This window comes from uncultured Porticoccus sp. (genome assembly GCF_913061305.1).
GTDB lineage: Bacteria > Pseudomonadota > Gammaproteobacteria > Pseudomonadales > Porticoccaceae > Porticoccus.
Genome location: NZ_CAJXST010000001.1, coordinates 293,649 through 314,655 on the forward strand (window position 1 = coordinate 293,649; position 21,007 = coordinate 314,655).

Annotated in this window: 19 protein-coding genes; 7 read left to right on the top strand and 12 right to left on the bottom strand. The window is 59.8% G+C overall.

The genetic code is table 11. The features are described 5' to 3' along the window. Positions 1–144 precede the first annotated feature (144 nt). From QZ516_RS01425 to QZ516_RS01465, 9 genes are all read right to left on the bottom strand, one after another. A complete protein-coding gene (locus QZ516_RS01425; protein ID WP_297185175.1) occupies positions 145–498 on the bottom strand; it encodes a chaperone modulator CbpM in 354 nt (117 codons plus the stop codon). Further along, positions 495–1,454, bottom strand: coding sequence for a DnaJ C-terminal domain-containing protein (locus QZ516_RS01430; RefSeq protein ID WP_297185178.1), 960 nt, complete (start codon positions 1,452–1,454; stop codon positions 495–497). The genes QZ516_RS01425 and QZ516_RS01430 overlap by 4 nt, the downstream gene beginning before the upstream one ends. 67 nt (positions 1,455–1,521) lie before the next feature. Then, positions 1,522–1,767 carry a hypothetical protein gene (locus tag QZ516_RS01435; protein ID WP_297185181.1) on the bottom strand — a complete coding sequence of 82 codons (246 nt, stop codon included), beginning with the start codon at positions 1,765–1,767 and terminating at the stop codon, positions 1,522–1,524. 26 nt (positions 1,768–1,793) lie between these two features. After that, positions 1,794–2,894 (bottom strand): ACR3 family arsenite efflux transporter, encoded by a 1,101-nt coding sequence (gene arsB / locus QZ516_RS01440; protein ID WP_297185184.1) that lies wholly within the window; start codon positions 2,892–2,894, stop codon positions 1,794–1,796. Between the two features lie 56 nt (positions 2,895–2,950). Further along, the gene (locus tag QZ516_RS01445; protein WP_297185187.1) at positions 2,951–3,181 is read right to left on the bottom strand and encodes a thioredoxin family protein; all 231 of its coding nucleotides are present in this window, start codon (positions 3,179–3,181) and stop codon (positions 2,951–2,953) included. Positions 3,182–3,237: 56 nt separating this feature from the next. Continuing rightward, on the bottom strand, positions 3,238–4,554 hold the full coding sequence (locus QZ516_RS01450; RefSeq protein WP_297185190.1) for a permease: 1,317 nt from the start codon (positions 4,552–4,554) through the stop codon (positions 3,238–3,240). Next, entirely contained in the window at positions 4,551–5,819 is a 1,269-nt protein-coding gene (gene arsJ / locus QZ516_RS01455; RefSeq protein ID WP_297185192.1) for an organoarsenical effux MFS transporter ArsJ, read from the bottom strand. The genes QZ516_RS01450 and arsJ overlap by 4 nt, the downstream gene beginning before the upstream one ends. 80 nt (positions 5,820–5,899) lie before the next feature. Continuing rightward, on the bottom strand, positions 5,900–6,916 hold the full coding sequence (locus tag QZ516_RS01460) for an ArsJ-associated glyceraldehyde-3-phosphate dehydrogenase (protein WP_297185195.1): 1,017 nt from the start codon (positions 6,914–6,916) through the stop codon (positions 5,900–5,902). Between the two features lie 99 nt (positions 6,917–7,015). After that, on the bottom strand, positions 7,016–7,357 hold the full coding sequence (locus tag QZ516_RS01465; RefSeq protein WP_297185199.1) for a metalloregulator ArsR/SmtB family transcription factor: 342 nt from the start codon (positions 7,355–7,357) through the stop codon (positions 7,016–7,018). A gap of 771 nt (positions 7,358–8,128) precedes the next feature. Here QZ516_RS01465 and QZ516_RS01470 point away from each other — a divergent pair. The 6 genes from QZ516_RS01470 (at position 8,129) to QZ516_RS01495 (ending at position 17,179) form a co-directional block, all read left to right on the top strand. Continuing rightward, the gene (locus QZ516_RS01470; RefSeq protein WP_297185202.1) at positions 8,129–9,400 is read left to right on the top strand and encodes an integrase arm-type DNA-binding domain-containing protein; all 1,272 of its coding nucleotides are present in this window, start codon (positions 8,129–8,131) and stop codon (positions 9,398–9,400) included. Between the two features lie 33 nt (positions 9,401–9,433). Continuing rightward, on the top strand, positions 9,434–10,051 hold the full coding sequence (locus tag QZ516_RS01475; protein ID WP_297185205.1) for a cation transporter: 618 nt from the start codon (positions 9,434–9,436) through the stop codon (positions 10,049–10,051). Positions 10,052–10,219: 168 nt separating this feature from the next. After that, positions 10,220–10,618: a hypothetical protein gene (locus QZ516_RS01480; RefSeq protein WP_297185208.1), complete on the top strand. Its 399-nt coding sequence runs from the start codon at positions 10,220–10,222 to the stop codon at positions 10,616–10,618. A gap of 86 nt (positions 10,619–10,704) precedes the next feature. Further along, positions 10,705–12,051: a TolC family protein gene (locus QZ516_RS01485; RefSeq protein WP_297185211.1), complete on the top strand. Its 1,347-nt coding sequence runs from the start codon at positions 10,705–10,707 to the stop codon at positions 12,049–12,051. Positions 12,052–12,056: 5 nt separating this feature from the next. Then, positions 12,057–13,943: an efflux RND transporter periplasmic adaptor subunit gene (locus tag QZ516_RS01490; RefSeq protein ID WP_297185213.1), complete on the top strand. Its 1,887-nt coding sequence runs from the start codon at positions 12,057–12,059 to the stop codon at positions 13,941–13,943. Next, on the top strand, positions 13,937–17,179 hold the full coding sequence (locus QZ516_RS01495) for a CusA/CzcA family heavy metal efflux RND transporter (RefSeq protein WP_297185216.1): 3,243 nt from the start codon (positions 13,937–13,939) through the stop codon (positions 17,177–17,179). Before QZ516_RS01490 ends, QZ516_RS01495 begins: the two co-directional genes overlap by 7 nt. Positions 17,180–17,530: 351 nt before the next feature. On the opposite strand, the gene QZ516_RS01500 is transcribed toward QZ516_RS01495, so the two are convergent. Together QZ516_RS01500 and cadR are read right to left on the bottom strand one after the other, a co-directional pair. Then, a complete protein-coding gene (locus QZ516_RS01500) occupies positions 17,531–18,502 on the bottom strand; it encodes an arsenic resistance protein (protein ID WP_297185219.1) in 972 nt (323 codons plus the stop codon). 94 nt (positions 18,503–18,596) lie between these two features. After that, positions 18,597–18,995: a Cd(II)/Pb(II)-responsive transcriptional regulator gene (cadR, locus tag QZ516_RS01505; RefSeq protein WP_297185222.1), complete on the bottom strand. Its 399-nt coding sequence runs from the start codon at positions 18,993–18,995 to the stop codon at positions 18,597–18,599. Positions 18,996–19,089: 94 nt separating this feature from the next. Between cadR and QZ516_RS01510 the strand changes: the two genes are divergently transcribed. Continuing rightward, complete coding sequence (locus QZ516_RS01510; protein ID WP_297185224.1) at positions 19,090–19,986, top strand: cation transporter; 897 nt, start codon at positions 19,090–19,092, stop codon at positions 19,984–19,986. 36 nt (positions 19,987–20,022) lie between these two features. Here QZ516_RS01510 and QZ516_RS01515 read toward each other — a convergent pair whose 3' ends face one another. Further along, positions 20,023–20,964: a cation diffusion facilitator family transporter gene (locus QZ516_RS01515; protein WP_297185226.1), complete on the bottom strand. Its 942-nt coding sequence runs from the start codon at positions 20,962–20,964 to the stop codon at positions 20,023–20,025. Between the last annotated feature and the right edge of the window lie 43 nt (positions 20,965–21,007).

The window sequence follows — 21,007 nt, forward strand, 5'->3', positions numbered from 1 at the left end:
GGTAATCTGCTGGATACCGAACCGCCGCTGGGTTTCAATCCGGATCTCTTCATATCAGCATTTCTCACAATAAAACCCCAGGCAGCGCAACAGGTCTCCCGTCAGCAAGATAAACAATGCCAGGCATACTCTGGCTCCGGGAGCCTATGAATCACCGGGAACCTGTTGGGTGCCCAGTTGCCGCTGCAGGGAGTCCACCTGTTGGCGCAGTTCCCGCAGTTGGGCCATTAAGTCCATGGCAACTGCAACGCCTTGCCAGTCGAGCTCAAGCTCACGTCTCAGGCGCAGGGCCTGATGCAGCGCCGGCACCGCCGTTGTCCGAAACCGCCACTGGTCCGATGCCACGACCGAGGGTGTTATCAGCCCGATATCCACCAGTTCAATCAACAGTGGCGGCTCCAGACCGCAGCGCTCACAGAGCTCGTTCAGACTCAGCCAGGCCTCTGTCTCAGACAGTTGATGTTCCTCGATAACGATGGTGGTAATGTCAGCACTCATAACCATTTCTCCAGCGATTTCCTCGGATTGAATGAGGCTTCCTCTTCGGCCAATTCCCGGTACAGCGTTTCAGCTTTGGACGAATGCCGGGATGGCAATGTTACCTGCACATTGACGATCAGGTCTCCGGCCGGGTTTCGGCCCAACCCTCGCCCCTTGAGACGGAGCTTTTTACCGCTGACCGAGTCTTTGGGGATGGTCAGCCTGACCGCCCCCGTCGCGGTCGGCACCTCCACCTTGGCACCCAGTGCGGCCTCCCAGGGGGCAACCGGCAGGGTCAGCAAAATATCCCGGCCGTCAACGGCAAACAGCGGGTGCGGTACCAACTCGATTTCCAGGAACAGATCACCGGCTACTCCATCCCCATAACCGGAGCCCCCCTGGCCGGCCAGGCGAATGTGTTGCCCGGAAACAACACCGGCAGGAATCTTTACATTGAGGGTTTTGGTTTTAGCGTGCAGATGACCCTGGGCGTCGACGGTCGGCACCTCCAGCGTGAGGGTTCGCTGTCCACCCTGAACCGCCTCTTCCAGAAACAAGGCTAACCGGTAATGCAGATCCTGCCCCCGGTGGCTGAAAGAGGAGGTCCGGTCGTGATCTCCGCTCGGCCGGTATCCGCCAGCACCGGCCCCGCCAGCGCCAAAAACAGATTCAAAAAAGTCATTGAATCGGCGGCTGGCTTCCTCTTGGCTCATATCTGCGCCAGCCCCCGCACCACCTCGCTGCCCGCCCCCGGAGGCGCGCAGGGCCCTGATCTGATCGTACTCGGCGCGTTTTTCGACATCGTTGAGCACCGCATAGGCCTCACCGATGTCTTTAAACTTTGCCTCGGCATCCGGTTCTTTACTGACATCGGGATGAAACTTTCGAGCCAGTTTGCGATAGGCCTGTTTGATCTCTGCCGGTGAGGCCTGTTCGGCCACGCCCATCACCTTGTAATAGTCTTTGAAATCCATAGAGTCAGTTGTCTCCCTTGGATAATCGAACCTGCCGTGCCTCCTACCGAGCCAAGGAACAAGCGGATCAGTTTCTGCCCGGTTCCACCCGACACCCTGCGATTCCCACCGTGGCTACCCGTGCGACGGTATTGAAAACCGTGCCGTATTGCTTCACGTTTCCGTCCAGTAGTTCAAGACGGTGCGCAGCCTCGTCGCTGTCCACCAGTGTTTCATGGTCAAGGGGCTCCATCTTTGGCGGTGCAGCCTCATGAACCAGACCCGGTACTTCATTAGAATAGCACTCAAAAAAGTGCAGTGCGGGCGATTCCATCGAATCAGTGATGTCCCGGGTTGACGCTATGACCCTGGATAGGTGTTCGCCTTGGTCGTGGGAAACCAGCTACTGGTCCGATTGGCGAAGGCTACCAGCGAGAGCATCACCGGTACTTCCACCAGCACGCCGACCACGGTCACCAGCGCTGCGCCGGAGTTAAGCCCAAACAGGCCGATAGCAACTGCTACCGCCAGCTCAAAGAAGTTGGAGGTGCCGATCAGGGCGCAGGGCGCGGCAACATTGAACGGTACTCGCCAGAAATAGGCCGCTGCGTAGGCGATGGCAAAAATACCGTAGGACTGGATCAGCAGAGGTATGGCAATCAGCGCAATCAGCAGGGGTTGATCGAGAATGATCTGCCCCTGAAAGCCAAACAGCAGTACCACCGTCGCCAGTAGCCCCAGTACTGACAGTGGCTTGATGCGTGAGATAAAGCGTGAGATCTGGGCTTCACCTTGAACCCCGGGACTGGAGTTGCGGATCAGGTGCATCCTGGTCAGGGTGCCTGCCACCAGGGGAAGGACCACATACAGCACTACCGACAACAGCAGCGTCTCCCAGGGTACGCTGATGTCGGTAACACCCAATAGCAGGGCGACGATCGGTGCGAAGGCAAAAATCATGATGACGTCGTTGAGAGACACCTGCACCAGAGTATAGGTGGCATCCCCCCGGGTCAGTTGCGACCAGATAAATACCATGGCCGTGCAGGGGGCGGCGCCCAGCAAAATCATGCCGGCGATGTACTGGCTGGCGTTGGCGGGGTCGATCAGGTCGGCGAAGACAAACTCAAAAAACAAGACGCCCAATGCGGCCATGGTGAAGGGTTTGATCAGCCAGTTGACCACCAGGGTGATCACCAGGCCCTTGGGCCGTTCATGGATGCGCTTGAGACTGGTGAAATCCACCGACACCATCATCGGGTAAACCATGAACCAGATCAGCACCGCCACGATAAAATTGACCGAGCCGTACTCCAGCCCGGCGAGCAGCTGGAAGGTGTCCGGCAGCAGGGTTCCCAGCGCCAGTCCGGCAATAATGCAGAGCAGTACCCACAGTGACAGGTAGCGCTCAAACAGGCTGAGTGGAGACGCGGCGAGTTTACTGGATGGGGTTTCTGTCATAGCGGGTACTCTATAAGCTGCAAAATTGTTATTGATATCAACCGGTCAATGGCGCTTCAGCTCAGCAGCGCCTTGACCTCATCGGCAGACGACACCTTTCCTTCGATGACAATATCACCATCGATGGCCAGCGCCGGGGTGCGCATGATGCCGGCATCGATAATGGCATTGGTGTCTGTGACCTTCTCCACCTCATAGGTCAGATTCAGAGAGCTCGCGGCGGCTTCTGCATTGGCCGTGAGCTGTTTGCACTTGGCACAACCTGAGCCATAGATCGTTAATTTCATGGGTTGTTACTCCTGTCTTGTTGTTGCGAGATGTTGTCGAAAATGATTTCGACGTCTTACCAGAAATTACCGTAGATGACGCCGGTGGTTGTTGCCATGACCACCACCAGGCCACAGTACACCAGCGTTTTTTGTGTGCCGAGCACCGTGCGGATCACCAGCATGTTGGGTAGTGACAGGGCCGGCCCGGCCAGCAGCAGCGCCAGGGCGGGCCCCTTGCCCATGCCGGCGCCCATCAGGGCATCGACAATCGGCACTTCGGTGAGTGTTGAAAAATACATCAGTGCACCGAGTACGGAGGCAATTGCTGTCGATGTCAGGGAATTGTCGCCAACGGCAGCGCCCACCCATGCGGAGGGTATGATGCCCTCGTGGCCCGGACGGCCGAGGGCAAAGCCGGCAACAAATACCCCGGCCAGCAGCAACGGCAGTATCTGCTTGGCAAAATCCCAGCTTTGCGCAGCCCATTCGCGGTCGCTGTCACGCAATGCCGAGATCAGCATCAGTCCGGCAATGCCGAGCGCGAATGGCAATTCCTGTGCACCGGGTACTGCCAGGGCGGCAACCACAACGACCGCCGCCAGCATTAGTAATTGTGATACAGGCCATTGCCAGCGCCAGACCAGCAGGGCGCCAAGCGCCAGGGACAAAAGCGCGGTTATCTGCCATTTCCACTGATAGATCTGCATCCAGACAGCGCTGTCGGCAGCGGCCCAGTTGGCAAATACCAGAATACCGACCATCAACATGAAGAAGGTGACGATGACACCGGTGGGTTTATCCGCGTTGTCGCCACCAAAGCCGCGGCCGTTGGTGCTGGCTCGCTGGGCTTCCTCCCTGCGGTAGATCAGGTGCATGATGGTGCCGATTACGATGGAAAAAACAATGGCCCCGACGGCCCGGGCAATGCCGATCTCGGCGCCGAGTACCTTGGCCGTGACGACAATGGCCATGATATTGATGGCTGGGCCCGAGTAGAGGAATGCAATCGCTGCACCCAGGCCGGCGCCGCGTTTGTAAATGCCACCGAACAGGGGCAGTACAGTGCAGGAGCATACCGCCAGCAGAGTGCCCGACACCGATGCCACACCAAAAGCCACCGGTTTGGAGGCCTGCGGCCCCAGGTGGCGCATCACCGCCCCCTGACTGATATAAGCGGCCATCGCACCGGCAATCAGGAAAGCTGGCAGCAAACACAGGATAACGTGCTCACGGGCATACCAGTTGGTCAGGTAAATGGCTTCCAGCACCGCATTGTCAAAGCGTTCGGTGCCTGCCGGGATGAAATAGATTGCCAAAAATACTGCCAGCATGGACGCAAGCAGGTACGTCTGGCGGGGGTTGTTGCGGTACAGTTCAAGCAAGCGGGTCATTGCGGTATTTTTTCCTGATGCTCGGGTTCCTGCGGTCCGGGGCGTGCTCTTTTGGGCAGGCCCAGTGAAATGATCAGGGTGGCAACCAGCATGCCGCCGGAAATCCACAGGCAGGCAGCCAGACCGGTTGTGCCCTGGCCGGCCAGCTGAAAGACCCAGCCCGAGAGCACCGTGCCGATCAGCCGTCCCATGGCGTTGGCCATGTAGTAGAAGCCCACATCCAGCGACACACCGTCACTGCCAGCATAGCTGACGATCAGGTAACTGTGGAGCGAAGAGTTGACTGCAAACAGGACGCCGAACAGCAGCAGGCCACCAATCAGGATCAGGGCAGGATGCATCTCCGTTACCCCCAGTCCCAGAGCAATCAATACCGGCAAAACAGCCAGACCCGCTGCCCAGAGGGTGGCCGACCGGCCATCTGGCACTGACTCCCGGTCCCCTCCGGTAATACGCGGGGCGATCGCCTGCACTGCGCCGTAGCCAATGACCCAGAGGGCCAGAAATCCACCGGTTTGCATGTGGCTCCAGCCCAGGGTTTGCGACAGGAATACCGGCAGGGCCACCACGAACCAGACATCCCGGGCGCCGAACAGCAGCATGCGTGCGGCGGAGAGAATGTTGATGGCACGGCTTTTGGAAAAAATATCGCGGAATCTGGGTTTGCTGCTTGCCTTGCCGAGATCTTTTTTCAGGAAGACCATACTTGCCAGCCAGACCAGCGCCAGGACTGCAGCCATCGCCCCGACGGCACCGGTAAATCCCAGCCACATCAGCAGCACCCCGCCAAGGAAGAACCCCGCGCCCTTGAGGGCATTTTTTGAACCGGTGAGGATCGCCACCCACTTGTAGAGCAGGCCCTGCGCATTGACAGGCACCAATAGCTTGATCGAGCTTTTGGCGCTCATCTTGTTCAGGTCCTTGGCGATGCCGGACATGGCCTGGGCCGCCATTACCCAGGGTACGGTCAGCATTGCCGCCGGTACCAGCAACATGGCCAGGGCGACGACCTGCAGTGCCAGCCCGAAATTCATGGTGCGATTGAGCCCGAGATGAGCGCCGAGCCAGCCCCCCACCAGGTTGGTGATGACGCCAAAAATCTCGTAAAACAGGAACAGCAGCGCGATTTCCAGCGGTGAGTAACCCAGCCCATGGAAGTGCAGCACCACCAGCATGCGGAGGGCGCCGTCAGTCAGTGTGAAGGCCCAGTAGTTGCCGGTCACCACCAGGTACTGACGGATCGCCGGGGAGAGTTGGCTCAGCATGGTTATGCGCCTTTTTCCAAGTGGCTTGGTTGGTAAGTGGCCCGGTTGATAAGTGCTTTGGTTTCTAGGTGCTTTGGCCTCTAGGTGCTTTGGTCCGAGCGCCCTACTTTCAGTGCCAGCTCGGCGGTCCGGTTGGCATAGCCCCATTCGTTGTCATACCAGGTGTAGATTTTCACCTGGGTGTCGTTGATCACCATGGTGGACAGCGCATCGATGATGCTGGAGCGCGGGTCGGTCTTGTAGTCGATGGACACCAGCGGCCGCTCTTCGTAGCCCATAATGTCTTTCAGAGGACCTGACTCGGCGGCCGCTTTGAGCAACTGGTTGACGGCCTCGGCAGTGGTTGGTGTCTCCACCTCGAACACACAGTCGGTCAACGAGGCATTGGCCAGGGGGACCCGAACCGCGTGACCGTTAAGCCGCCCTTTCAGCTCGGGGAAAATCTCGGTGATGGCTGTCGCCGAACCGGTGGTGGTGGGAATCAGGCTCATACCGCAGGCCCGGGCCCGGCGCAGATCCTTGTGGGGGGCGTCGAGAATGGTCTGGGTATTGGTCAGGTCATGGATAGTGGTCATGCTGCCGTGGCGGATACCCAGATGCTCGTGGATGACCTTGACCACCGGGGCAAGACAGTTGGTGGTGCAGGAGGCCGCTGTGACGACCCGGTGCCGGTCCGGGTCGTAGAGGTGATCGTTCACACCCATTACCACATTCAGCGCCTCCGGCTCCTTTACCGGTGCGGTGACCACCACCCGTTTGACGCCCTGGACCAGGTACGCATTGAGGACGTCGGTTTTTTTCATTTTGCCGCTGGCTTCAATGATCAGGTCACAGCCCGACCAGTCGGTGTCTTCGATACGGGTGTTGCGGCTGGTGGCCACGCGCTGTCCGTCCACCACAATGGCGTTGTCCTCAGCGGTGGCCTCGTGGCTCCAGCGGCCGTGAACAGAATCAAAGGTGAGCAAGTGGGCCAGAGTTGCCGCGTCCCCGGCGGGGTCGTTAATGTGGACAAACTCGAGCTCGGGCCAGTCCCAGGCTGCGCGCAATGCCAGACGGCCCATGCGGCCAAAACCATTGATACCAATTTTGATGCTCATAGTCGACTCCGGAAATTTTTGATAACAGTGAACTGTAGCTATAGGCCTCAGTCGCTGGCACCTGACTGCGGCCAATCAATAACTTTTAGCGGTTAATTCTCAGCAACAGCCCCTGTTCTGTCGCTCAATCGCCTGAAGGCGGGACAGGTCCTCGCTGTAGGGGGCTTCTGTCCCGAGTCCTTCCTGTGTAGTGGCCAGCACCTCCCGTTGCCACGATTGCAGTCCGGCATGGAGCCTGTAGTAAACCCACTGCCCTTTCCGGTGATCGCTCACCAGGTTACAGGTGCGCAACTGGGCCAGATGGCGGGAAGTCATGGGTTGTGAAGCGTCCAGGGCATCCGCAATATCACAGACACAGAGCTCATCCCTGGTGAGCAGTAACATCAAGCAGCGCAACCGGGTCTCGTTTGCCAGGCATTTGTAAAATTGGTCAGCTTTCATGACGCCATGCTCCTTAAGGGTCTGCGAATTTTTTATATCTTTTTCATTTCTTGTCATGGCCAACCATTCTTGAATATTTGTATATTCGAATAACCATATGTTATGGCTGCATAGGTCAGTGGTCAACCCGTTTTCGTTATTTGCTTTTATGTCATGTGCTTTGAGGTTATGTGGGTTGATCAGACGGTGGCCCCACTATTTTTATAGTCATCCCAGGTGGGACTACCCCGCTACCGTAATATCGATGACCAAAGGCCGGTTCTCGTTGGGGTGACGTTGCGTAGCAGAGGGAACGTCCGTAGACGGTCAAGAGCCTCGCCGTGCTATAATCGCGGGCGTTTTGCGAGGCCGGTTGCAAGGGTGTCTTCCCCGGTTGTCCGATTAACCTGATTCAGGTCTGTGCCCCGCCCCGTGTCGATCAACCATCAATTGTGGTGGTGCTTTCGGTAGAGATAGTCGTAACAGAGGCGGCAGTGCTGTCCGTCCCTTGCCACCGCTTCAAACAGCCGTGCTGTGATCGGCTGCAAACGGTAAATAAAACGTGTTAAATGGACTTAACATTTTGAAAATAAAGAGATATTCGTCTCCATGATACTCATGATCGATAACTACGAAAAGCGTCTACTGGTTTCCATTATTGTCCATTGAGTATTTGTAACTCTCTGATTTATAAAGGTGTAAGATCCATTGCCGTCTAACGACTACTAGACCAAGCCACCGCAAAAGTGTATAACAATGTGTATAACGGCACTACCGGAGGGCGTTATACACATGGCTCGCAATCTACTCACTGTTCGCAAGATCGAAACGGCTAAACCTGAACCCAAGCCCTATATGCTGCGAGATGGCGGCAGTCTGTTTCTGCGTGTCCAGCCCAATGGCAGCAAACTGTGGTGGTACCGTTATCGGCTTGGCCAGTCCCAGCAGAACTTCTCTATTGGCGTTTTCCCTAACGTATCCCTGGAGGCTGCTCGAAAAGAGCGGGACTGGGCCCGCAGCATGGTTCGTGAGGGGCGTGACCCGTTGCTGGAGAAGCGGGTCAAGGTAGCGGAGCAAATCGACCAGAATGAGTATACCTTTGAAACCGTGGCGCGCCGCTGGATGGATACCAATGTTCAGTGGAGCGACTACTACGCCAGTCAGGTCAGGGGGTACCTCGAGAAGGATGTTTTCCCCAAGATAGGTAAGCTGCCTTTCGCGGCAATCAAGACCTCGCACCTGAGGCCAATTCTGCAGACAGTCGTTGATCGTGGGGCGCCGACAGTTGCGATTCTGATCAGGCAGTGGTGTGGGCAGATCTTTGCCTACGCGTCGGCGGAGGGGCTTTGCGAGGCTGATCCTACGGCGTTGTTGAAGCGGTCAGTGAAGCGGCCCAGGGTCAGGCACAACCCGCCCCTGGCCTGGAATGAGCTGGGGGACTTTCTCAATCGCCTGGATGCTGACGGTGGCTATCGAACCACGGTGCTTGCGCTGCGCCTGATTGCGCTGACTTTTGTGCGCACAGTAGAGCTGCGAAAGGCGACATGGGCAGAGTTCGACCTGGATAATGCGGTATGGACCATCCCCGCGGCTCGCATGAAGATGCGCCAGCCTCATATCGTGCCGCTCTCGAAGCAAGCGATGACGTCTCTTGATGAGTTGCGCAAGCTCACCGGTGGGGGTGACTACCTGTTCCCGAGCTATCGCAAGCCCGGCCAGGTGATGTCTGCTACCACGCTGAACAAGGCGTTGGAGCGTATGGGCTACCTTGGCCGGTTTTCTTCACACGGTTTCCGCTCCACGGCCACGACGCTGCTTGGCCTCCTGAGTTATCCGGAAAACCGGGTCGACCTCCAGTTAGCGCACTCCAAGCGGAAGAAAGACTCATCCCGGGCGCCGTACGACCACACCAAGTACATCTCGTCCCGGAAAATCATCATGCAGGACTGGGCAGATATCCTTGATGCCCTGGCCCGCGGTGACTCTATGGACAAAGTGATGGAGGAGTTTGGTCCTCTGTCCGAGCGCCGCACGGCTTTGCTGAAGGTGGCTGAGCGAGAATGAAAGACTTTAGGATTAACTGATTGGAGCGTTGAAATGAGTGGGGGTTGCTGCGATGTGGACACTGTCGATCAACTGGCCAATGGCGAAAGAAGAAAGACGCTGTATGCGGTGCTGGCTATCAATCTGTTGATGTTTGTCATTGAGCTTGGCACGGGTCTCTGGGCAGATTCAAAGGCCTTGGTGGCGGATTCCGCAGACAACCTGGGGGATAGTCTGGTCTATGCCATGAGCTTGTTCGTGGTGGCGCGCAGCATACGCTGGCGGGCGGGTGCCGCCTTTGCCAAGGGACTGATTCAACTTGCCTTTGGGCTTGGCATCGTGATCAGTATTATGGTCAGCCTGCTGGGAAGCCCTCAACCCATTGGCGTTGCCATGGTAGCAGTCGCGGCCATCGCTCTGATCGGCAATGTTGTCTGCCTCGGATTACTGATGAAGCACCGTAACGAAGATGTCAACATGCGCTCGGTCTGGCTGTGTTCACGCAACGATGTCATCGGCAACCTGGGCGTCATTGTCTCCGGCGGACTGGTCATCCTGCTCGACTCCTTCTGGCCTGACATTATTGTCGCCAGCCTTGTCGGCGTCGTATTTTTGCATACGGCGTACGAGGTGCTTCGAGATGCCAGTCGATCCTGGCGGAGTAATGCGTAAACCCGACCATTGTTGCAGTGATTGAATGCAAAGAAGCCACTGATGACGCGCGACGGTCCGCTCACAACAAGTACATTGTCAACATTCCATTAATTTGCCACTATGGACTATATGCGTCCGTCTAAATTACGAACAATGCAGCAGAAAAAAAGCTGGCTCCTGGTAGTTATGATGTTCCTCATGGTTTGGGGACAGTTTACCTATGCCTGCGAGACGATGGAGATGCCGCCCCAGTCGGTCTGCTGTTGTGAAGACGGCATGGCGGGCTGTGATACGGCAATGCCACCGCCGTCGGAAGACGGTTGTGATCATGCTGGAGAGACCGTCTCTTCAGCTTCCTGCTGTGCGGTGGACTACCATTCGGTGGTCGAGGACGCCGCCCCCTCTTCGTTGAGTGCCGATCAGGCGTTGACGTGGTTACACGTCATTGCCCTGGTGTACTGGCCATACCTGGACTCGCTGTCCACGCTGTCCTCGACACCCCCTCCACCCGACCCGGACTGGCTTCTTGCCCAGGCCGAAAGCGGTCGTACCGTCTATCTCTCCACCCTCCGTCTGCGTATCTGATTAATCCCCTCAACCTGTTATGAGGCGAGGGCGCCCCTTTGCGTGGGCGCCCGGATTAACTGCTATTCCGATGGAAGGTATCCCCCATGCGAAACCCAATTGGTGGTTTGATGGCGCTGGTGTTGACGATCACACCGCTGATCGCTGTCGCCGTGCCGCCGTTAGATGAAGAGAACGTTCAGCCCCTGGAAGGGGCAAAGGAATTGACCGCCGAGCAACTGGTGGCGGCGGTTCTGAATAACAATGCCGGCCTTCGCGGGCTGGCGGCCGCGGCGGAGGCGGCAGACTACCGCATTGCCCCGGCCGGTGCCCTCGACGACCCCATGCTCACCTATGCCGGCGCGCCGGAGACCGCCGGGGGGCCACGCGGTTTCCAGGAGCGGGTGGAACTGAGCCAGACCTTGCCCTGGCCCGGCAAACTCGCCCTGCGCGAGGAGTCGGCCCGGGCCCAGGCGCAAGCACAGCGGCAGTCGCTGTCCGATCAGCGCCTGGTGCTGGCCGCGGCCGCCAAACGCCTGTTCGCGGAATGGAGTTACATTCACCGCACCCTGCAAATCAAGCACGCCCACAAGGACCTGCTGGTGGAGTTGCAGCGGGTGGCCGAGACCCAGTACGCCGTCGGTACCGCCCGCCAGCAGGATGTCCTGCTGGCGGCAGTGGAAGAGGCGCGTATCGATACGGAGATCGTTGCCCACCAACGCCGCCAGCGGGAGGTTCGGGCCATGGTGAATGGACTGCTGAACCGACCGCCCGACACGTCATTACCACCGCCGGCACCGCTGCCCGAACCCCAGGGCCCGCCCGGCTTGCCGGTTTTGCAGGCCGCCGCGCTGGAGGAGCACCCGTCGTTGCAACGGATTCGTGCCCAGGTCGATGCGGCCGAGGCCCAGCACGGCCTGGCGCGGAAGGATTATTTCCCCGATTTCAAGCTGGCTGCAGGTTACAGCAGCCTCTGGGACGACGCTGACAAGCGCTGGACCGTCGGCCTGACCATCAACCTACCCTTCGATTTCTCCAACAAGCGCGACGCGACCGCCGACGCCACCCGGGCCGATGTGATGCGCTACCAGTGGCAACTGACCGATCAGGAGGCGCAACTGCTGGCGCAACTGGAACGAGGCCGCGCCCGGGTTCAGGAAACGCGGGACGTGGTTGACATTCACCGCCGGCGCCTGGTGCCCCTGGCGGAGGAAAACCTCGATGCCGCGGTGGCCGATTACCGGGCCGGCCGGGGTAGCTTTCTCAACGTGATCGATGCCGAGCGCCAGCAACTGCGCACCGAGGACAATCTGGCCCGCGCCCACGCCGATTACCTGCGGGCCCTGGCCGCGCTGGAACAAGCCGCTGGCCGGCCGCTTGACGGCGCGTCCCCACCTTCTGCCACCTCATCTTCCCCGGCGGGCGCCCACGGCGACGCCATCGAACACGAGTAACCGCCATGAAACGATCAACACTGATTAGCATTGGTATCGCCGCAGTGGTCCTGGCGATTGCCGCCGTCTGGCTTGGGAACCGCTGGATCTCGGGCACTGACTCATCACCGGCCACCGGCGATTCGCCGGGCCTGCAGCCGGCCTATCGCGCCGGCCCTTTTAAGTTGGGTATCGCCCTCGACCCCGAAACGCCCCGGGTCGGTAAAAACACCTTCACTCTGGTGTTACGGAATCGTGAAGGAGAACCGGTCAACGGCGCGACCATCAAGGCCGTGGCCGAGATGCCGGCCATGGGCGCCATGCCCGCCATGCGGGCGCCGGTCGATATGACGGAAGTCGAACCCGGTCTTTACCGGGGAACCTTTGAGCCGTCAATGGAGGGCAGTTGGCCCCTGACCTTGCAGATCAGCAAGGAAGGTATGGGGTCCACGCGAGCCAGCTTCGATCTGGCCACGGGCCGGAAGGGCTTGCAGCCGGCCAGCGGTGTGACCGCCCTGGCGCGGCCAGGGGCAGACGGCGCGGACAATGCCGATGAACTGCCCTACCGCAGCGGCCCCTATCGCCTGGACGTGTCGACAGAGCCCACCACGCCGCGTGTGGGCGAAAACTCCCTGACCATCATCCTTCGCAATGCCGAGGGTGAGCCACTGGACAACGCCGATATCCGCGCCGTGGCGGAGATGCCGGCGATGGGCAGCATGCCCGCGATGCGGGCGCCGGCCGACATGCGCCAGACGGGGCCCGGGCGCTATCAAGGCATCTTCGACCCGGCCATGAAAGGGAGCTGGCCGCTGAGCCTGGCGATACAGGCGCCCGGCATGCCGAAGCGGCAGATCAGTTTCGACCTGGCCACGGGCCGCGAAGGTCTGCAATTGTCCTCTGGCGCCACCCGCACCGACGGCGGCGCCATGGCCGAAGAGGCGCCGCCGGGCACGGTGACCCTCGACGCCCGCCGCCGGCAACTGATCGGGGTGACCACGGCCACGGCACAGCGGATGGAGCTGACCCGCAGCATCCGCGCTGTCGGCCAGGTCCGCTATGACGAGACCCGGCTGGCCGATATCAGCCTGAAATTCGACGCCTGGATCGGTGAGCTGTACGCGGACTATGTCGGTGCGCACGTCGAGAAAGGCAAGCCGCTGTTCACGGTATACGGGCCGGAACTGCTGGCCGCCCAGCAGGAATACCTGGAGCTGAAGCGCCGCGGCGGCAGCACGCGCACACTCCTGGCCGCGGCGCGCAAGCGGCTGACCCTGTGGGACATGAGCGAGCAGGAGATCGCCGCGCTGGAGCGGCGCGGCGATCCCTTCGACTACGTCACCATGGACGCTCCCATCAGCGGTACGGTGGTGACCAGGAACGTGGTGGAAGGCACGGCCCACAAGGCGGGGATGACGCTGCTGCGCATCGCCGATCTGTCACAACTCTGGGTGGAGGCCGACATCTACGAGGCGGAATTGCCGCTGGTCAGTGAAGGCATGCCGGTGGAGGTCACCCTGCCCTACCTGCCCGAGCGGCGCTTTGAAGGCAAGGTGGACTTTATCTACCCGACCCTCGACGGCGCTACCCGCACCGGGCGTGTGCGCCTCACCCTGGCCAACCCCGACGGTGTGCTCAAGCCCGATATGTACGCGGAGGTCAAGTTGAAAGTGGAACTCGGCGAGCGCCTGGCGGTACCGGAAGAAGCGGTGATTATCGCCGGAGAAAACCGCTTTGTGTTCGAGGATCTGGGAGAAGGACGCCTGGCGCCGCGCCGGGTCAGGACCGGTCAGAGCGCCGGCAGTTATATCGAGATTCTGGAAGGCATCGAGCCCGGTGACCGCGTGGTGACCTCCGGCAACTTCCTGATCGCCTCCGAAAGCCGACTGAAAGCGGGGATGGAGCAATGGTGAACGACGCCCACAAACACATGCCCGCCCATCCGCCCGCCGAGGGTGAGGCCATCGGCTGGCTGCAGCGGATTATTGGCTATTGCGCCCGCAACCCCCTGATTACTGTGGTGGCGGTGCTGGCGCTGACCTTCGGTGGCTGGCAGGCCCTGCGCATGGCCCCGCTGGACGCCATTCCCGATCTGTCGGACGTGCAGGTGGTCGTCTTTACCGAGTGGCCAGGACGCAGCCCGGACCTGGTGGAGGACCAGATCACCTATCCCCTGACCACCACCCTGCTGGCGGCGCCCGGGGTCAATTACGTCCGGGGCCAGAGTTTCTTCGGCCTGTCTTTCGTCTACGTCATCTTCGACGACGGCGTCGATATGTACTGGGCGCGCTCCCGGGTTCTGGAATACCTCAACAGTGCCATCGCCGACCTGCCCGACGGCGTCAATCCCACCCTGGGGCCCGACGCCACCGGCGTGGGCTGGGTCTACCAGTATGCCCTGCGGGACACCTCCGGCAACCACAATCTGGCGGACCTGCGCTCGCTGCAGGATTTCAACCTGCGCTACGCCCTGGAAGCGGTGGAAGGAGTGGCCGAAGTGGCCTCCATCGGCGGCTTCCAGCGGGAATACCAGATCAGTCTCGACCCCAACAAGCTCGCGTCCCTGGATATTCCCCTGAAACGGGTGGTGGAAGCGGTGCGCGAATCCAACCAGGATGTCGGGGGGCGTATTCTTGAAGTGGCAGGCCACGAGCAGTTCATCCGGGGCCGAGGTTACGTGAAATCCGTGGACGACCTGGAAAAAGTGGTACTCAAGACCACCGAGGGTGGCGTCCCCGTGACCATCGAGCAGGTGGGCCACGTGGCCCTGGGCCCGGCCATGCAGCGCGGCCAGTCCGAGCTCGACGGTGAGGGTATCACCGTCGGCGGCATCGTGGTGATGCGCTACGGCGAGAACGCCCTGGACGTCATCCACAAGGTCAAGCAGCGCCTGGCGGATATCGAACCGGGGCTGCCCGAGGGGGTGGAGATTGTACCGGTCTACGACCGCTCCACGTTGATCAAGGACGCCATCGATACCCTCACCTGGACGCTGATCGAGGAGATGCTGATCGTCTCGCTGATCATCGGTATCTTTCTGCTGCACGTGCGCTCCACCCTGGTGGCGGTAATCACCCTGCCGGTGGCGGTCTTGATGGCCTTTATCCCCATGTACTTCCAGGGCCTGACCGCCAATATCATGTCCCTCGGCGGCATTGCCGTGGCCATCGGCGCCATGGTGGACGCGGCCATTGTCATTATCGACAACATCCACAAACGGCTGGCCAGATGGCAGAGCCCCGCTGCCGATCCAGAGGAGCAGGCCAAGTCGCGCCGGGACGTGGTGATCGAGGCGATGCAGCAGGTCGGGCCCAGCATTTTCTTCTCCCTGCTGATCATCACCGTCTCCTTTATGCCGGTGTTCGTCCTGGAGGGTACGGAGGGTCGCCTATTCAAGCCGCTGGCGTTTACCAAAACCTATTCCATGGCCTTCGCGGCGTTGCTGTCCATCACCCTGGTGCCGGCGCTTGCAGTATGGCTGATCCGCGGCAAAATCCGCGCCGACCGCAGCAAGTTGAACCAGTGGCTGGTGGCCGGCTACCGGCCGGTGGTGGCCGTTGCCGTGCGTTTTCGCTGGGCGGTGGTCGGAGGCGCCGTGCTGGCATTGCTGCTCACGGTCATTCCTTTCCGGCAGCTGGGCAATGAGTTTATGCCGCCCCTCAACGAGGGGTCCATCCTCTTTATGCCCACGGCGCTGCCCGGCATGTCCATTACCGAGGCCACCCAGACAATGCAGACCATGGACCGGATCATTGCCGACATCCCCGAAGTGGAGCACGTGTTCGGCAAGGTGGGCCGCTCCACCAGCGCCACGGATCCGGCACCGCTCTCCATGGTGGAGACGGTGATCACCCTGAAGCCGAAGGACCAGTGGCGCGAGGGGATGACCTGGGACGGACTGATTCAGGATATGGACCAGAAACTGAAGTTTCCGGGTATGCCGAATATCTTCTGGATGCCGATCCAGACCCGCACGGAGATGCTGGCTACCGGTATCCGCTCGGCGCTGGGCATCAAGGTGTTCGGCCCGGACCTGGCCACCATCGAGCAAACCGGCATCGCCATCGAAAAGGCGCTGCAGGCGGATGAGCGCACGGCCCCCTATACACGCAGCGCCTTTGCCGAGCGCAGCACTGGCGGTTACTTCCTGGACTTCACCGTGGACCGGGAGGCGGCGGCCCGTTTCGGCCTCAATGTCGCCGATGTGGAGAACGTCATCATGACGGCCATGGGCGGGCAGGTGGTCTCGCAAACCGTCGAGGGCCGCGAGCGTTACAACATCCTGGTGCGCTACGCCCGGGACTACCGCGACAATATCGAGGCCCTGGAACGGGTGCTGGTGCCCACGCCCACCGGCGCTCAGATTCCTATCACCCAGGTGGCGGACATCGAGTTTCAAACCGGTCCGCCTTCCATTCGCAGCGAGGACGGTCAATTGGTGGGCTTTGTCTTTGTCGACGTCAAAAGCGAGATCGGCATCGCCGACTATGTGGCGCAGGCCAAACAGGTGGTGGCCGAGCAGGTAGATGTGCCAAGCGGCTACCGGCTGGCCTGGGCCGGCCAGTTCCAGTACTTCGAACGGGCCAAGGCCAAGTTGCAGATACTGGTGCCCGCCACCCTGTTTCTGATCTTCTTCATGCTGTTCATGCACCGGGGATCACTGACCGAGACCCTGGTGGTCATGCTGAGCGTGCCCTTTTCCCTCAGCGGCGCCATCTGGCTGCTGTGGTGGCTGGACTTCAAGCTCAGCATCGCCGTCTGGGTGGGCATGATCGCCGTTGCCGGCCTCGCCGTGGAGCTGGGCCTGCTGATGATGGTGTACCTGGATATCGCCTGGCGCGACCGTCAGATCGAGCGGCGTCTCAACACCCGCGATGATCTGCAGGAGGTGGTTCAGAGCGGTGCCAGTCAACGCATCCGGCCCATGCTGATGACCGGCCTGGCGCTCTTTATGGGGCTGATCCCGATTCTGTTGTCCAGCGGTACCGGCGCGGACGTCATGCAGCGCATCGCCGCGCCGATGGTGGGCGGCGTGATCTCGGCGCTGTTGATGGTGCTGGTGGTGTTCCCCGCCATTTTTATGTTCTGGCGTGGACGTGGACTGCCGGGTGGGCCCCCCACGCCCGCACCGGAGAATGTTAATGCGTAACTGACGCTACGGGGTCTGTTCATCGCTCAGCGGCATTTTTGGGTCCCGCACCCGTCTACTAATGGAGATTGTGCCATGAAACCCATAGGATAAATTTCGAAATCTTGGCGCCGGACGAGACGGTTTTGCCGGCGCCAGGTTGCGCTGAGTATCAAACCCGGGGGGCAAGTAAAACGCGTTTGTCGCTTACATTCTTACCGATGCCGATCTATCGGTATACCGCAGGCTGCTAGAAACCCGCGACGAGAACCGCGAAAGGAAACGGGTTCGCCGCCGTCAAGATTAACTGTACTCGTAAGCTCAGCGTTTTTGCAGAAGATCTCTGGCACAGACTGGGATAGGGATTCATTGTCAACGCGTTCCCCGAATATCACCCTTAATCAAGTGCCTCGGCACCCACCGTAAATAGACCAGCATGCCGAACAACTCCACCAGGGACTGGAAAACGATCACAACCACAGCGGAACCCCAGGCATCCGGCAATGACAGCGCCAGCGGCAGCATGACAAAGGAGTTGCGGGTACCGAGGCTGAAAACCAGCGTTCGACCCGCCGGCGGCGCCAACTGGAATAGCCGACTGAGGTATTTACCGATCAGCGCAGCGGCCACCAAATAGAGTGCGAACACCAGCAGCACCGTCCAAAACAGTTTGCCCTGTTCAACCACCAGGCTCACCTGGGAGCCGGCAATCAGAAACACCACCAGCGCAAGCAATGGCACCGGCAGCCAGCCGAGTCTGCTGACAAGCGTCTTGACCGGCAGATGCTTTTCCGCCAGCCGCTCGGTAAACCACGCCAGCACCAGCGGCGTGATGATCAAACCAAAGAACGCCGGCAGCAGATGGCTGCCGAGGGCGAGTTCGATGGCCACTTCGCCTATAAACAGCCAGAGATATACCGGCAGCAGTACCAGCTGGGCGATCAACAGCACGGGCGCGGCGGCGATGGCGCAGGCACTGTCGCCGTGGCCCAAATGGGTAAAGCTGATAAACCAGTCGGTGCAGGGCACCAGCAGAACCAGAAGCACTCCCAACTGAATGGCGGGGTTATCCGGCAGCAGTGGCAGCAATCCGGCGACGAGCAACGGCACCAGCACAAAATTGCCCAGCAGCAGGGCGGGGAAAAACCGGCGGTCGCGCCAGGCCTCCGCCAGGTGAATCAAGGGGACCTGGGTGAAGGTAGCGTACAGCAGCGCGCCGAGCACGGGCCAGAGCAGCATCTCCCAGTGGCGCGTGTGCTCCGGCCAGCCCCAACCGATCATCATACCGGTGAGGATGGTAATGAGATAAACCCAGACCTGGTATTGCTCCAGCTTTTCTCGCATCAAGACTCCATGAACAAATGCTAATGCTGTGGGTGGAGATTTCGCACCGCGGCCTCTCGGGGTATCCGATTACGCAGCTTTTACTTCGCAGTGGCTATCTTGGACCCTCGCCAATACCCGCCAATATCCCACACTCGGCCACGGCCCGATCATCGTCGCACTGCTTCCTCAGGACAGCCAGTTGTTGCTGGAGAGCTTCAAGCGTAGCGATCTGCGATTGAACACGCGCGATGTGGTCGTCAAGCAGGGTGTTGATGGCCGCGCAGGGTTGATGAGGGTTCTTCCGGCAGACCTGTAGCTGGCGGATCTCCGATAACGAGAGATTGAGGAGACGGCAGCCAAGGATAAAGGCCAGCTCCTCACCATGCTTTTTACCATAGGTACGGTAGCCGTTTTTCTGCCGGTCCGGCGTCGGCAGCAGACCTTCCTTTTCATAGAAGCGGATGGTCTGGGTATCGACACCCATCTTCCGTGCCAGCTGTCCTATGCGCATCACTCTCACTCCAGACTTGCCCCTGCCCTGTTGACCTTATAGTCACTATAAGGTGTTAAATTGTAGCATTCACTGGCTCAAGAGAAACCACGTCATGCGTCAACCCTGTGATGAACCCTGCAACGGGACCGAAAAAGCCCGGGCAGATGCCGAGCGTCTTTCCTCTGCCGACCTCCCGGGGGAGTGGATCAGTCGATACGTCATTCCAAAGATGGACTGCGCCTCTGAAGAACAAATGATCCGCCTGGCGCTGGCTGACTTGGATGATGTGCGCGTACTGTCATTTGATTTGCCGGGCCGCCAGCTGGAGGTTGTGCACGACGGCGACGCAGGGCCCATTACGACAAAGCTGCAAAACCTGGGCCTGGGTGCCTCGCTGCAGGCAACCCGCCCGGCGGATTCCGAAACCATCCAGTCGCTGCACGCATCCGCTGCTTCAGTAGCTCAAGAAGCCGGCACTCTGTGGCTGTTGCTGGGCATTAACGGCTTCATGTTCGTCGTAGAAATGATTGCCGGTCTGATTGCCCAGTCCACCGGTCTGATTGCCGACTCCTTGGACATGTTCGCCGATGCGGCGGTTTATGGGCTGGCGCTCTATGCCGTGGGACGCAGTATCAATATGCAGGTGCGTGCCGCGCATGTGGCGGGCATTCTACAGTTGATACTGGCCATCGGTGTCCTGGCCGAAGTGGCCCGACGTTTTCTGCTGGGCAGTGAACCGGAGTCCCTGATGATGATGGCCGTTGCCTCGGCCGCATTGATCGCCAATGTCGCATGTCTGGTTTTGATATCGAAGCACCGTGAAGGCGGCGCCCATATGAAGGCCAGCTGGATATTCTCGGCCAATGATGTGGTGATCAATCTCGGCGTTATCGTCGCGGGAGCCCTGGTGTACTGGACGGGTTCCCACTATCCCGACCTGGTCATCGGGACCGTCGTGGGCCTGATCGTTCTCAACGGTGCGCGGCGCATTCTCGCGCTGCGCGGCTGATTCGTCCGCACGACCTTGGGTTTCACACACTCTTCGTTAATGGGAGTGCTTGTGCGGTTCTTCGGGATGCCCGTATACCGCCGCGCCGTCATGGGCGTGGTCCGGGTGCTCGAACTCCAGCGTGGAATGGCCAATACCGAAACGCTCATTCAGGATCGCCTTGATCTCGGCCTTGATCGCCTCAATACAGGTCCAGCCATCTTCGGTCAGCACCACATGGGCATCCAGGGCCGGGATGTTTTCCTCCATCTGCCAGAAATGCACGTGATGCAATTGGGTCACGCCGTCAACGGCCTGTACCGCTTCGATCACCGCTTCACCGTCAATCTCGAGTGGGCTGCCGAGCATCAGGGTACGCAGTGGTGTACCGATCTCAGTAACGGCGAGATAGAGCACGTAGAGCGCGATACCGATGGTAATGGCCGGATCGACCCAGCGCATCTCGTAGAGAAGAATGAGCGTGCCACCCACAATTACGGCGACTGAGGCCAGGGCGTCCGACAGGTTGTGCAGGAACAGGGCGCGGATGTTCACACTGCCTTTTTGCATGGAGTAGGTAAGCAGCGCCGTCAGCGTATCCACCAACAGTGCGACGCCACCGACAATCACTACCATCCAGCCGGTGACCTCGGGGGGATTAATCAGCCGCATCCCGCCCTCGTAGATCAGATAGAGTCCGATCATGATCAAGGTGGTGTAATTGATAAGCGCGGCCACCACCTCAATGCGTCCGTAACCGAAGGTCATGCGGGAATCGGCGGGACGGCGCGCGATCTTGCGGGCGGCGAAGGCAATGACCAGTGAGGCCATGTCCGAAAAATTGTGCAGTGCGTCGGCAATCAGTGCGAGGCTGCCCGCCAAAAGGCCGCCGACGATTTGCGCGACGGTCAGTATCCCGTTCGCCCAGATGGCGATAGCGACGCGGCGGTCGCCGCTTTCCATGTCTAGACGACCGGGATCCTGATGGTCATGAGTCATTATCAGTCCTCCAAGTGCTCGATTACGGCCTTACGTTTGCCCG